This window comes from Polaromonas sp. JS666 (genome assembly GCF_000013865.1).
GTDB lineage: Bacteria > Pseudomonadota > Gammaproteobacteria > Burkholderiales > Burkholderiaceae_C > Polaromonas.
Genome location: NC_007948.1, coordinates 5,056,714 through 5,068,776, shown reverse-complemented (window position 1 = coordinate 5,068,776; position 12,063 = coordinate 5,056,714). Strand labels below are relative to the sequence as shown.

Below are 12,063 nucleotides of genomic sequence, written 5' to 3'. Positions count from 1 at the left end.
ATCCCTACCCAGGAACATCCATGCAACACACATCCAATGCCCAGCACGCCGAACTGACGAGCCCGGCTGCACACGAAGCCGGCCAGCGCAGCCAGGAGACGCTGCTCAACTGCTATTGCCGCGAAGTGGCCGGTCCCGCCGGCGAACTCAGCGTCGGTCCGCTGTTCTGGCAAAACGACTGGCCAGCCGCGGTCAAGATGGCGTTGCAGCGCGAAGGCGGCCAGGTGCTGCACGTGCAACTGCCGCACACCGGCGAGCGCTTGCTGGTGGTGGTTGCGGCAGCCTCGCTCACCGGCAACTACCGCTACCATTCGCCGTTTTTTCACAAGGCGCCCGGCAAGCCCTGGGCCCTGCTCGACTGGGCGGCGCAGGCGGCGCTGCTGCTGCGCGAGATGGCGCTCAGGCACGGCTTGCCGCCCAATACCGAGCTGATGGAGCAGGTTCGCAACAGCGTGGCCATGACCACGCGAGCACTGTTGTGCCCGCCGGCTGCGCGCCTGCCCGCCGACCCGGTCGAAGCCTATATTGATTCCGAGCAGTCGCTGGTGTTCGGCCACCCCTTTCACCCCGCGCCGAAGAGCCGCCAGGGTTTTACCGATGGGGACCTGGGCCGCTTCTCGCCGGAGCTGGGGGCGTGCTTCCCGCTGCATTACTTCGCGGTGCGCGCCGAGGACGTCGTGCAGCAGTCGCTGCTGGGGCAGCGCTGCGAGGAGCTTGTCGCGGCGGGCGCGCCGGCGGTCGAACCCGGTTGCGTCGCGGTCCCGGTGCATCCCTGGCAGGCGGGCCATCTGCTGACGCACCCGCTGGTCAGGCAGGCCATCCACGAGGGCCGGCTGCGCCACCTCGGCGCACATGGCGCGCCGTTTTACGCGACCTCGTCGGTGCGCACGCTGTACCAGCCGGGCAATCCCTATTTCTACAAGTTCTCGCTGAACGTCCGGCTGACCAACTGTGTGCGCAAGAACGCCTGGTACGAACTGGAGGGGGCGATCCAGGTGAGCCGCATCATGCGCGGCCTGCTGCCCGGGCTGCAGCGCGAGTTTGCGGGGCTGGAGGTGCTGGAGGAGCCGGCGTTCCTGTCGGTTGACCTGCGCGATGCCGACCCGGCGGGCAACCGCGAGGTGACCGAGGGATTCGGCATGATCCTGCGCCGCAACGTCGAGGCCTTGCTGCGGCCCGGCGCGACCGCCTTGCTGGTTGGCGCGCTGTTCGGAAACCATGTGTACGGTGAAATGCGCATGCGCCATCTGCTCGGCGACATCGCCGCACGCGAGCACAGCCCGCTCGCCAGCGTGACCGAGCGCTGGTTTTCCGACTACGTCGCACAGCTGATGTACCCGGTGCTTCACTGCTATTTCGCGCACGGACTGGTGTTTGAGCCGCATCTGCAGAACGTGCTGGTCGGGCTGCAGGCTGGCTGGCCATGCCAGCTGTTCCTGCGCGATTTCGAGGGCGTCAAGCTGCTGCCCGGGCACTACCCGGCGCAGGCGCTGAACGAGATCAGCGCACGTGCGCGGCAGGCGCTGTGGTATGACGAGGAGCAGGGCTGGAAGCGCATCGCCTACTGCCTCTTCGTCAACAATTTCGCCGAGGCCATCGGCCAGCTCTCGGCCGACCAGCCGGCGCTGCAGCCGAGGCTGTGGGCCCTGGTCCGGCATCACCTGCAGCGCTACCAGGCGCAGTGGGGCAGCCCGGCCTCGGCGCGGCGCATCAACGCGTTGCTGGCCGGTGAGCCCTTCCCCGGCAAGACCAATCTGAGCAACCGCTTTTTCCAGCGCGCCGACCGCGCATCCACCTATGTGCCGGTCGGCAACCCGATCGCTGCCGCCGGCGAGGGCTCCCCATGGAACTGAGAGTGGACACGGTGGCGCGCCACCTGAGGGCGGCGCTGGCTGACGCCACGCAGCCGCTGTGCGCCTATGTCTATGACCTCGAGGCGCTGCGCCGGCACAGCCAGGCCGTGGTCGCGGCGCTGCCCGCAGGCTGTGAGCTGTTCTACGCGATCAAGGCCAATTCGGACCTGCCCATCCTGCGGACGCTGGCACCGCGCGTGGCCGGCTTCGAGGTGTCTTCGGGCGGCGAGCTGGCCTGGGTGCGCGAGCATTTCCCCAGCACGCCGCTGATCTTCAGCGGCCCCGGCAAGACCGACGCCGAGCTCCGGCTGGCGCTGGACAGCGACGTCGAGGCCATCCACGTGGAAAGTCTGCACGAACTGCGGCGGCTCGCCTGGCTGGCCGAGGCCGCCGGCAGGACCGCTCCCGTGCTGCTGCGCGTCAACCTGCCGCTGCCCGGGCTGGCCGCGACGACGCTGATGATGGGTGGCAAAGCGACACCGTTCGGCATCGCCGTCGACCAATTGCCCGCCTGCCTGGCCAGCCTGCGCGAGGCACCGGGCCTGCGCCTGCGCGGCTTTCATTTCCACCTGCTGTCGCACCAGCTCGACGCCGCTGCCCACGTCGAACTGATCGCCGCCTACCTCGAGCAGGTCGAGCGCTGGTGCGGGGCGTACGGGCTCGACATCGACCATGTCAACGTTGGCGGCGGCATCGGCGTCAACTACCGGCAGCCGCAGCAGCAGTTCGACCTCGCGGCCTTCGGCGCCGGACTGCAGCGCTTGCGGGCAAGCCGGCCGGGCCTGCCGCGCCTGCGCTTCGAATGTGGCCGCTACATCACGGCCGCCTGCGGCTATTACGCCATGCAGGTGCTGGACCTCAAGCACACGTTCGGCCGCGACTACGTGGTCGCACGCGGCGGCACCCACCATTTCCGCACGCCCTACGCGCAGGGCCACAGCCATCCGTTCCACGTCCTGCCGGTCGAGCATTGGCCGTATCCCTGGGCCCGGCCCGAACTGCGCGACGCCACCGTCCACGTGGTCGGCCAGCTGTGCACGCCCAAGGATCTGCTGGCTTTCGACGCGCCGGTGGAACGGGTGCGGGTGGGCGACCTGCTGGTCTTCCCGTATGCCGGCGCCTACGCCTGGCACATCTCGCACCATGACTTCCTGCGCCACCCGCATCCGCAGCACTGGTACCTGCCGATGGAGCACGCCGATGCTGCAGACGAATAAGCTCAGGGCCCGGCTCGAAGCGGGGCAGCGGGTGTACGGGCTGCTCAATTCGATTCCCGCGCCGCTGCTGGTGGAAATGATCGGTTACGCGGGCTACGACTTCGTGATCCTCGACCTGGAGCACGCGGGCGTCAATCCGCAGACACTGGAGAACATGATCCGCGCCGCCGAGGGCTGCGGGCTCACGCCGCTGGTCCGGGTGCCGGGCGTCGAGCTCAAGACCATCCTGCGCGTGCTCGACGCCGGCGCCCAGGGCATCGTGGTGCCCTGCGTGCAGGATGGCGAACAGGCGCGGCAGGCGGTCCTGGCGAGCCGCTACCACCCGCTGGGTGAGCGCGGCATCAGCGGCGGTCGCACCACGGGCTTCGGGACCCTCGGCCTGCAGGATTACATGGCGCTTGCCAACCGCGAGATCATGGTGGTGGCGATGATCGAGGACAGGGCCGGCGTCGAGAACATCGACGCCATCGCGGCCGTGCCCGGCCTCGACATGATTCTGGAGGGCGCGGTCGACCTGTCCCAGTCCCTGGGTGTTCCCGGGCAGGTGCAGCATCCCGAAGTGCAGTCGGCGATCCGCCGAGTGGCCGCGGCCTGCGCGGCGCACGCGCTGCCGTTCTGCGCGATTCCGCGGGCCGACGGCCAGCATGAGGCGTGGTGCGAAGCCGGTGTCAGGGCCTTTCTGCTCGGCGACGACCGTGGCCTGAGTTTCCGTGCGATCAAGGCGCATCTGGGCATCTACCGGCCTCCTGAAGGCGTGAATTAGTGCAAGCAATGCCCAACCTAGTGTGGTGTTGCATGCTTGATGGCACAAATAAAAATGATGGATTTTGGATCAGGGCAAGGCGCAAACCACAGCGATACCCGTAGGTATCGCGCGGATTTGCAACGCCGCCATGGCCGAAAAGACGCATTTTTATGTGCCAGATAGCGTGCAACACCACACTAGGACAGGACAGGTCGGCTTGGCGCCCGAGCGCGGAACGGGAAAGACCAACGAGGTACACCGCACCCGACTCATGCGCGTCTGATCCAGTCCGCGCGTCGAGGCGAACCACCGAGGGCAGAAATCGGTCACCTGAACACGGCGGGACGCAAGTCTGAATTTGAACGAGAACGATTAAATGAACGCACGTTGCATACGAATTCTGCTGCCGGCGCTGACGCTGGCGAGCGCGTGGCTGACGCCTGTCCGCGCCGAGATACGCATCCGGCACGCCCAGGGCGAGCTGGTCTTGCCGCAGCCGCCCAAGCGCGTGGTGGCGCTGGAGTTTTCCTTCGTCGACGCCTTGGTGGCGGTCGGCATGGCGCCGATCGGTATCGCTGACGACCGTCAGCCCGAACGCATCATTGGGCCGCTACGCGACGCAGTGAAGGGCTATGCCTCGGTTGGCAGTCGCTACCAGCCAAGCCTGGAGGCGATTGCCGCGCTCAAGCCCGACCTCATCATCGCAGACCAGCGGCTGCACCAGGCGGTGTACAGCGAGTTGCAGGCCATTGCTCCGACATTGATCGTCGACGTTCGTTCTTCCACCTACCAGGAGGACCTGGAGACACTGCAGGTGGTGGCGCGAGCGCTGGGCAAGGAGGAGCAGATGCGGCAACGGCTGCGGCGCCACGCGGAGGTGATGGACAAGTACGCCCGCTCAATAGAGAACGATCAGAAGCTCACTGCGGTGTTTGGCGTCTCCAGCGACAAAGGCAGTTGGCTGCACACCGAGGCGACTTATGCCGCCGGAGTGCTCAAGCGACTCGGTTTCGACACACCACTGAAGCGCGGTCGCAATCGGATGGGGTCCGAGCCTTACGTCAAAACAGGGTTGGAGCAATTGTTGGCGACCAACCCAGACATCCTGCTGCTCGGGCGCTACAGCCAGCCAGCCCAGATCGACAACTGGGCGAAAAGTCCGCTGTGGCGAGGGCTGAAGGCGGTACAGAATAAGCGTGTGTACTGGGTGGACGGCAATGTGTGGGCGCGCTCGCGCGGCCTGATTTCCGCCGAACTGATGACGGCGCAGCTGCATGGCCTGCTGCGGCAATGACGCGCGCGCTGCGGGTCTATTTGCTGACGCTGATGGCGCTGTTGCTGGCGGCCTGGTTGTCGCTGCTGGCGTTTTCCGAGCACCCCCTGATGCTGTCTGGGCTGTGGCAGGGCGACGACATGTCGGCGCTGATCGTGCGCGACGTCCGCCTGCCCCGTATGTTGGTCTGCGCATTGGTGGGCGTGGGGCTGGGGATGGCGGGCAGTCTGCTCCAGGCCGTGACCCGCAACGCGCTGGCTTCCCCCCACGTGCTGGGCATCAACCAGGGCGCGGGACTGTTCGTTGCGCTGTCGCTGGGCGTGCTGCAGCGCTGGCAATTGCCGACTCTGGCGATGGCCTGCGCCGGTGCAACGCTGTCCGGTGCACTGGTGATGTTACTTTCCGGCCTGCACCGCGGCCGAGCCAGTGGGGTGCGACTGGTGCTGTCCGGTGTGGCGTTGTCGTCGCTGCTTGCGGCGATGACTGACGGCGCGGTGATGCTCAACGACGAGCTGGGCGTCAGTATCGTCGCTTTCATGGCCGGCTCGGTGGATGGCATGACCTGGCAAGATGTAGCCGGGCTATGGCCGTGGGTTCTCTGTGCCACCCTGGGCGCGCTGTTGCTCGCTCACCCGCTCAACTTGCTGCAATTGGGCGATGAAGCCGCTCATGCCTTGGGCCTGAAGACTCCCACTGTGCGCGTACTGTGCGCGCTGCTGGTCGTGGTGGTCGCCGGCGCTATCGTCACCTATGTGGGCGCCATTCCGTTCGTCTGCCTGATCGTGCCGCATACGGCGCGCGCATTGCTTGGGCGGCAGGACTACCGACTGGTGCTGCCACTGGCCGGTCTGCTGGGCGGTGTGCTGATGCTGCTTTCCGATGCGCTGTCTCGCCTGGTCAGCTACCCCTTCGAGTCGCCGGTTGGCATCGTTACCGCCCTGATCGGCGCTCCGTTTTTTCTCTACCTGACCTGGAAGCAGCGGCGATGAGAGGAACATCCACCTATGCCCCGCTGCTGATGGCTGCCGTGTTGCCGGGCGTGCTGTTGCTGACGCTGCTATCGCTGGCTGTCGGCGCGGTCCCGCTGACACTGCAAGACACCTGGCATGCCGCCTGGTCCAACACCAGTCCCTACAGCCATCTGGTGCTGCAACTGCGATTGCCGCGCGCCCTGCTGGCATGGCCGGTCGGCGCCGCGCTGGCCGTCTCCGGCGCACTGGTGCAAGGGGTGACACGCAATCCGCTGGCTGCGCCGGACGTGATCGGCGTCACCAGCGGTGCCGGCCTGGCCGCAGCCTTCGTGGTGCTGGTGCTCGGCGACATGCCACTGTGGACCCTGCCGCTGTCGGCGTTCGCCGGTGGCCTGGCCGCAGCGCTGCTGGTGTACCGGCTGGCCTGGCGCGGCGGTGTCAGCCCAATGCACTTGGTGCTGGTTGGCGTCGCGGTGACGCAACTGTTCGCAGCGGGGATCGACTACCTGGCCAGCGCCCGGGCAGACCGGGTAGCCCTGGCGGTGATTTGGCTTCGTGGCTCGCTGTGGGGGCGCAATTGGGACCATCTGATGCTGGCATTGCCGCTGGTCCCGCTGGTGCCGGCGGCGCTGTTGCTCGCCCAACGCCTCAATCTGCTGGCGCTGGGCGACGCAGCAGCACAGGCGCTGGGCGTGTCCGTCAACAATACCCGCAAGCAGGCCCTGCTGCTGGCGGTGCTGCTGGCCAGCGGCGCGGTGGCCGTTGCTGGCACCGTAGCTTTCATCGGGCTGCTGGCACCGCACCTGGCGCGCTTGCTGGTCGGTGCCGATCACCGCCGGCTATTGCCGTTGTCAGCGTTGCTTGGTGGCTTGCTGCTCCTGGTGGCCGATACGCTGGGCCGCGGCCTGCTGTCGCCACTGGAGGTGCCGGCGGGCATCATGACGGCGCTTCTTGGCGCGCCGTATTTCCTTTATCTGTTGTCGCGCTACCGGAGGGTGATATGAAAGCAAGGCTATGTGTCGAGCGCCTGACACTGGATTACGGCCCGCGGCGCGTACTCGACGACGTCACTCTGGCAATCGCAGATGGTACTTTTACCGCGATCGTAGGCCCCAACGGCTGCGGCAAGTCCACGCTGCTCAAGACCCTGCTGCGGCTGCTGGTGCCAAGGCAAGGCAAGGTACTGCTGGACGGGCACGACCTGACGGACATCTCCCCCCGGACGGTGTCGCGACAGATTGCGCTGTTGCCGCAGGGGGCGGAATCGCCGGAGGGACTCACCGTAGAAGAGCTGGTGCACTACGGGCGCGCGCCCTATCAGTCGTGGTGGGGACGCGCTGACCACAAAGACCGATCGGCTGTGGCGCAGGCGATGGCGCACACGGGTGTGACGGAATTGGCCGAGCGTCCGCTGCATCAGTTATCCGGCGGTCAGCGTCAACGCGCGTGGCTGGCGATGGTGCTTGCGCAGGAAACACCCATCGTGTTACTGGACGAACCAACAACCTTCCTGGACATCAACCACCAGCACGAGCTGATGGAGCTGTTGGCCGGATTGCGGCGGCAGGGGCGAACACTCGTGGCGGTGCTGCACGATCTCAACCAAGCCGCCCGTTATGCGGACGTGATGGTGGCACTGAGCCCTGATGGGCGTATTTATGACCAGGGACCACCACAACGGGTGATGACCGCTGCGATGATGCAGGCGATTTTCGGCTTGGCCTGCCATGTCGACACCGATCCCGTCAGCGCCAGGCCACGGGTCACGCCGCTTACAGGCGGTCTCAAGGGCTGCTAAACCGGACTTTGACTGCGTGATCGAGCCGCAGCTCTTTCGTGGCGCAGTGATACCCGGCATGACGCCACGATTTTGCCTGTGAATACCTCCGGCTACTCGCAGCTCCAGTCGAACTGGAACGCCTCACCCAGCTCGAAACTCAGCGGTACAAACCCCGCGCCGCGCGCAGCGGTGCCGAGGGTCGGCAGGGATTCGTGTAAAAACCCGCAGAAACAGGCACCTAGCGATACCTCGCGGCCGTGATGAACTGGCTGAAAGACTCACACCAGACGATCACCGTGTTGTAGCGTGAGATGTCGACCGACTCCGGGACCCGAACCACGAAGTTCTCGAAGGTCTTGACGTCCCCGACGCGCGTCATGCGTGCCTTCAGGCGCGCAAAGTCCGCCTCTGTTTCGACGAACTCGGGCGACAGATACAGCTTGTAGTCCGGCCCCGGCGCAAGCTTTCCCGACAGGGCAATGCTTTGCGGGCTGACCGAGACCGTACCTTCGCCCCAGTGAAGCGGGTCGCTGTCCTTGAGGTCCCGGCGAAACTGGCCCGTATACCTGGCCAGGCTTGTCTGGGAGGCGATCTCGGCGGCGGTGGGTGCCGGTGGCGCCGTGAGGATGGGCAACGCGTAGATGCCAAGAGCGAAGCCCGCGGCAACCGCCACGGCATAGGATGCGATGAGCAGCAGGGTTTTCTTCATGACATGGCCAAAACGTGCGCTGGCGCGTGTGAATGTGCGTCGCTGAATGACCGGCGCTTGTCTGCCGGAGACAGCGTACCAAGGGCGTGCGAAAGGCGCGCGAAGACCATGAGACCTCCCTTTGCGGCAGGTAAACCTGGTGGAACTGAACTGCCGCCATGACGGTTGCTTGGGTAGTGTAGGGTTCAACTACCCGCGCTGGCAATGCGCCGAGATTCCGTGGGTGTTTTACCCTGGAAACAGCAGTTGACCGCTCGCAAACTTCAGGAAAGCCACATGCCCATTGACTTTCCCCTCTTCGATTGCGTTCACCTTCTGGGTAACAGCGCTATGCGTCCGATTGCACCGTGCTCGACGCGCCATGCGGCGTTGCTCCGCCTTGTGGGCACAAGCCCACTGCGTTGTCACGCCTTGCCTGCCACGCCGATCACGGCGCACTCGGACGCATCCAACTGCCGTTTCCAGGGTTACTCGACGTCGACGTCGTCGTCTGCGGCAGGGGCTGCAGCGTGATCGTCACCGCTCGTTGGCCGTTCTTCGCGTCCGCCCGGGTGGTTCGCAAAGCGCGCCGGGTCGCGGCCATGCACCGGCGCGTCGTCGGCAAACGACCAGCCGCCGAACTGCGTGCGCCGGTAGTCGTCCAGGGTTTGCGCAATCTCGGCCTGCGTGTTCATCACAAACGGGCCGTACTGCGCCACCGGCTCGCCGATGGGCTTGCCCTGCAGCAGCAAAAACTCGGCAGCCTCGCTGCCGCCGTTGACCAGCTCGACGGGATCGGCCGCGCGCAATTCGAGCGCCGCATGGTCGGCCATGGGCTGCCCGGCCACGGACACCCGCGCGCCCTTGAAGAAATACAGGCTGCGCCGCGTGCCCTGTCCGGTGGCGGCGGGCAGCGTCCAGTGCCCGCCGGGCGCCACGCGAATCGTCCAGATCGCCACGTCGGCGTCGGCCTGCGCGGCCCATGAGTCGGGCGGCGGCTCCAGCGGTGCAGCCGCGGCGCTGCCCTCCTGGCCCAGCCGCCCGGCGACCACGGCCACTTCGGTGCGATGGCCTCCGGCATCGGTGGCGGTCAGGCGCGGAATGTCCTGCGACCAGAACATGGTGAAGTGCGGGTCCGACATCTTGCTGCGCGCCGGCAGGTTCAGCCAGATCTGGAACAGCTCCAGCGGGTTGGGGCTGTCCTGATTGAGCAGCGGGAACATCTCGGAATGCACCACGCCCCGGCCGGCCGTGAGCCACTGCACGTCGCCCTGGCCGAAGCGCGCCGTGGCACCCAGCGAATCGGAATGGTCAATCAGGCCCTTGCGCACGATGGTCACGGTTTCAAAGCCGCGGTGCGGATGCGGCGGGAAGCCCGGCACCGTGCTGCCGTGGTACATGCTCCAGCCGTCCTTGCGGCTGAAGTCCTGCCCGATGTCGCGGCCCGCCAGCGAGCTGGCCGGGCCCATCTGCGCATTCGCCTCGGGGTAGGCGTCGTCGTGGTAGGCGCAGAAGAGGAAAGGGTCTATGGTTTCCCACGGAAAACCGAGGGGCTTGAGCTGGAGGATGGGACTGGACATGAGCGGCCTTTCAGTCTGGAATGCAAAGAATACAGCTAAGGCGGCTCCGCCGTCTTTCAACCGCTCCTCGCCGCCGCCTGCCGGACTCCTGCGCTACCCGGTCTCCAGGCGCTACTTCACGCGCCGGTATCTCGCCGTCATGAAGCGCTTCCATGTCCCGTCGCCTTGCAGCACCTGGGAGCTCAGCTCGCGCTCCTGGCTGTTTTTGAGGGTGATCACGTCCTGGTACCTGGCCAGCTTGCCGTCGCCGGCAAAGCTCGGCCCCTCGGTGTCTAGCGTCAGCACTTTTTGCGCAGGGTCGAGCTGGCCCCGGTAGATCCACATGTTGGCCATCATCGAGCCGACCCAGCTGCCGACGAACGCCTGCTTTTGCGTGTCGTAGCCCAGCGTCATCAACGTGGTGCCGATTCCTTCAAGGCCCGGCATGGTGCCGCTGCCATCGCACAGCAGCCACAGGCCGCCGAGGGTGCGCACGCTTTCCTGGCCCCTGCTTTTCGTCGGCGGCTGATCCGGGCCCATCTGCATCTCGGCCTCATAAGTCCAGTCGCCCCGCAGCTGCTGTAGCCACTGGTGTTCCTTTTGCGGTTCTGTTTTCATCAAACTCTCCTTGATGATTGAAGTTGAACTACGCCGTGAATTACGCCGCCTGCAGGGTAGGGAAAGGCTCGCGCCAGGCCTCCAGTTCATTGAGGCGCGCGTGCCAGCGCCGGATTTCCGGAAACCCTTCCAGCGGCAGCCTGGCCTTCTGCGCGTAGGGCAGTGTGATCGCCACCGCAAAGTCGGCCACGCTCAAGGCCTCGCCCACCAGGTAGCTGCGCCCGCGCAGATGGCCTTCCAGCACAGCGGCGTAGCGCATGAAGCCCTCGGTGGCCTTGCTGATTTCCACCGGATCGGGCTCGCCCATGCTGAAACGCGGCTTGATGATGTACTCGAAATAAAACGTGGAGGCCTGCGGCGCGAACTCGGTCGCGTCCCACATCAGCCAGCGCATCACCTCGATCTGGCGCGCGTCGCGCGGCCACAGGTCCGAGCCGGCCCTGTCCGCCAGGTGGCACATGATCGCGTTCGACTCCCACAGCGTCATGCCGCCATCCACCAGCACGGGTACCTTGACATTGGGGTTCATCGCGCGGAACACCGGCGTCATGTGTGCGCCCTTGCCCAGCTCGACGTAGATGAATTCCACCGGCAGCGCCAGGTGCTTCGCGACGGCGCAGGCTTTGCGCGGGTTCAGCGTGTCGGAAAAATAAAGCTTCAAGGCTGGCTCCTTTGACCCCGTTAACCCCGTCGACCCTTTGAACCGCAGATGATCAGCAGTGGCATGCGGTACTGCCCACGTCAGGGCATGGGGAGAGGCTTGATCACCATCCACGACACGCCGAAGCGGTCGGCCACCATGCCGAAAGACGAGGCGTAAAAGGTCTTGGTGAGCGGCATCTGTACCTTCCCGCCTTCACTCAGGGCCTTGAACAGGCGCTGCGCCTCGGCGTCCGTCGGCGCCGTGAGCGACAGCGAAAAGCCTTTGAACTCCAGCGGACCCGCGGCCATGCCGTCAGAAGCCATCAGCTCCGTGTCGCCAATCCGGAAGCTGGCGTGCATGATGCTGTCGCCGGGAATGGAGGCGCACTCGGCGGTGGGCGGCTCGGGGCTTTCCTTGAAGCGCATCATCATCTTCACGTCGGCGCCCAGCGCCGAGCGGTAGAACGCCAGCGCCTCTTCGCAGCGGCCGTTAAAAAACAGGTAGGGTTGGACTAGCATGGCTATCTCCTTTGTCAGTGGTTAGTGGTTAGTGGTTAGTGGTGAGTGGGTGACCTTGGCGGCTGTTGCGAAACGCAGGCGAACGGTTAGCCCGGTCTTGCCGGCCTGCTCGGTGAAAATGGGCATGGGTTCTCCCTTCTGAGTTTTTTGAGGGTTAGGGTCAATACGGTTCAGTCAAGTTATTCACCCTGAATCGGA

General features: G+C 65.7%; 12 protein-coding genes. 7 read left to right on the top strand and 5 right to left on the bottom strand.

Annotation, left to right across the window (positions count from 1 at the left end; genetic code table 11):
- Window positions 1–20 precede the first annotated feature (20 nt).
- The 7 genes from BPRO_RS23930 (at window position 21) to BPRO_RS23900 (ending at window position 7,857) form a co-directional block, all read left to right on the top strand.
- Complete coding sequence (locus BPRO_RS23930) at window positions 21–1,853, top strand: IucA/IucC family protein (RefSeq protein WP_011485647.1); 1,833 nt, start codon at window positions 21–23, stop codon at window positions 1,851–1,853.
- Window positions 1,844–3,070 carry a type III PLP-dependent enzyme gene (locus tag BPRO_RS23925; RefSeq protein WP_011485646.1) on the top strand — a complete coding sequence of 409 codons (1,227 nt, stop codon included), beginning with the start codon at window positions 1,844–1,846 and terminating at the stop codon, window positions 3,068–3,070. Before BPRO_RS23930 ends, BPRO_RS23925 begins: the two co-directional genes overlap by 10 nt.
- Window positions 3,054–3,833 (top strand): HpcH/HpaI aldolase family protein, encoded by a 780-nt coding sequence (locus BPRO_RS23920; protein WP_011485645.1) that lies wholly within the window; start codon window positions 3,054–3,056, stop codon window positions 3,831–3,833. Before BPRO_RS23925 ends, BPRO_RS23920 begins: the two co-directional genes overlap by 17 nt.
- 358 nt (window positions 3,834–4,191) lie before the next feature.
- Window positions 4,192–5,109 (top strand): ABC transporter substrate-binding protein, encoded by a 918-nt coding sequence (locus tag BPRO_RS23915; RefSeq protein ID WP_011485644.1) that lies wholly within the window; start codon window positions 4,192–4,194, stop codon window positions 5,107–5,109.
- On the top strand, window positions 5,106–6,077 hold the full coding sequence (locus BPRO_RS23910) for a FecCD family ABC transporter permease (RefSeq protein WP_011485643.1): 972 nt from the start codon (window positions 5,106–5,108) through the stop codon (window positions 6,075–6,077). The genes BPRO_RS23915 and BPRO_RS23910 overlap by 4 nt, the downstream gene beginning before the upstream one ends.
- Window positions 6,074–7,063, top strand: a complete 990-nt coding sequence (locus BPRO_RS23905; protein ID WP_011485642.1) for a FecCD family ABC transporter permease — start codon at window positions 6,074–6,076, stop codon at window positions 7,061–7,063. The genes BPRO_RS23910 and BPRO_RS23905 overlap by 4 nt, the downstream gene beginning before the upstream one ends.
- On the top strand, window positions 7,060–7,857 hold the full coding sequence (locus BPRO_RS23900; protein WP_011485641.1) for an ABC transporter ATP-binding protein: 798 nt from the start codon (window positions 7,060–7,062) through the stop codon (window positions 7,855–7,857). Before BPRO_RS23905 ends, BPRO_RS23900 begins: the two co-directional genes overlap by 4 nt.
- Before the next feature lie 220 nt (window positions 7,858–8,077).
- On the opposite strand, the gene BPRO_RS23895 is transcribed toward BPRO_RS23900, so the two are convergent.
- From BPRO_RS23895 to BPRO_RS23875, 5 genes are all read right to left on the bottom strand, one after another.
- Entirely contained in the window at window positions 8,078–8,548 is a 471-nt protein-coding gene (locus BPRO_RS23895) for a DM13 domain-containing protein (protein ID WP_011485640.1), read from the bottom strand.
- A gap of 467 nt (window positions 8,549–9,015) precedes the next feature.
- On the bottom strand, window positions 9,016–10,107 hold the full coding sequence (locus BPRO_RS23890) for a pirin family protein (protein WP_011485639.1): 1,092 nt from the start codon (window positions 10,105–10,107) through the stop codon (window positions 9,016–9,018).
- 111 nt (window positions 10,108–10,218) lie between these two features.
- On the bottom strand, window positions 10,219–10,704 hold the full coding sequence (locus tag BPRO_RS23885) for a DUF1579 domain-containing protein (RefSeq protein ID WP_041389053.1): 486 nt from the start codon (window positions 10,702–10,704) through the stop codon (window positions 10,219–10,221).
- A gap of 40 nt (window positions 10,705–10,744) precedes the next feature.
- Window positions 10,745–11,365: a glutathione S-transferase family protein gene (locus BPRO_RS23880; protein ID WP_011485637.1), complete on the bottom strand. Its 621-nt coding sequence runs from the start codon at window positions 11,363–11,365 to the stop codon at window positions 10,745–10,747.
- A gap of 80 nt (window positions 11,366–11,445) precedes the next feature.
- The gene (locus BPRO_RS23875; RefSeq protein ID WP_011485636.1) at window positions 11,446–11,865 is read right to left on the bottom strand and encodes a VOC family protein; all 420 of its coding nucleotides are present in this window, start codon (window positions 11,863–11,865) and stop codon (window positions 11,446–11,448) included.
- Between the last annotated feature and the right edge of the window lie 198 nt (window positions 11,866–12,063).

Excerpts from the sequence above, each read along its gene's own strand:
- BPRO_RS23925 (WP_011485646.1), top strand. The coding sequence starts at position 1,844 with ATGGAACTGAGAGTGGACACGGTGGCGCGCCACCTGAGGGCGGCGCTG.
- BPRO_RS23915 (WP_011485644.1), top strand. The coding sequence starts at position 4,192 with ATGAACGCACGTTGCATACGAATTCTGCTGCCGGCGCTGACGCTGGCG.
- BPRO_RS23930 (WP_011485647.1), top strand. The coding sequence starts at position 21 with ATGCAACACACATCCAATGCCCAGCACGCCGAACTGACGAGCCCGGCT.
- BPRO_RS23895 (WP_011485640.1), bottom strand. The coding sequence starts at position 8,548 with ATGAAGAAAACCCTGCTGCTCATCGCATCCTATGCCGTGGCGGTTGCC.
- BPRO_RS23920 (WP_011485645.1), top strand. The coding sequence starts at position 3,054 with ATGCTGCAGACGAATAAGCTCAGGGCCCGGCTCGAAGCGGGGCAGCGG.
- BPRO_RS23900 (WP_011485641.1), top strand. The coding sequence starts at position 7,060 with ATGAAAGCAAGGCTATGTGTCGAGCGCCTGACACTGGATTACGGCCCG.
- BPRO_RS23885 (WP_041389053.1), bottom strand. The coding sequence starts at position 10,704 with ATGAAAACAGAACCGCAAAAGGAACACCAGTGGCTACAGCAGCTGCGG.
- BPRO_RS23875 (WP_011485636.1), bottom strand. The coding sequence starts at position 11,865 with ATGCTAGTCCAACCCTACCTGTTTTTTAACGGCCGCTGCGAAGAGGCG.
- BPRO_RS23910 (WP_011485643.1), top strand. The coding sequence starts at position 5,106 with ATGACGCGCGCGCTGCGGGTCTATTTGCTGACGCTGATGGCGCTGTTG.
- BPRO_RS23905 (WP_011485642.1), top strand. The coding sequence starts at position 6,074 with ATGAGAGGAACATCCACCTATGCCCCGCTGCTGATGGCTGCCGTGTTG.
- BPRO_RS23890 (WP_011485639.1), bottom strand. The coding sequence starts at position 10,107 with ATGTCCAGTCCCATCCTCCAGCTCAAGCCCCTCGGTTTTCCGTGGGAA.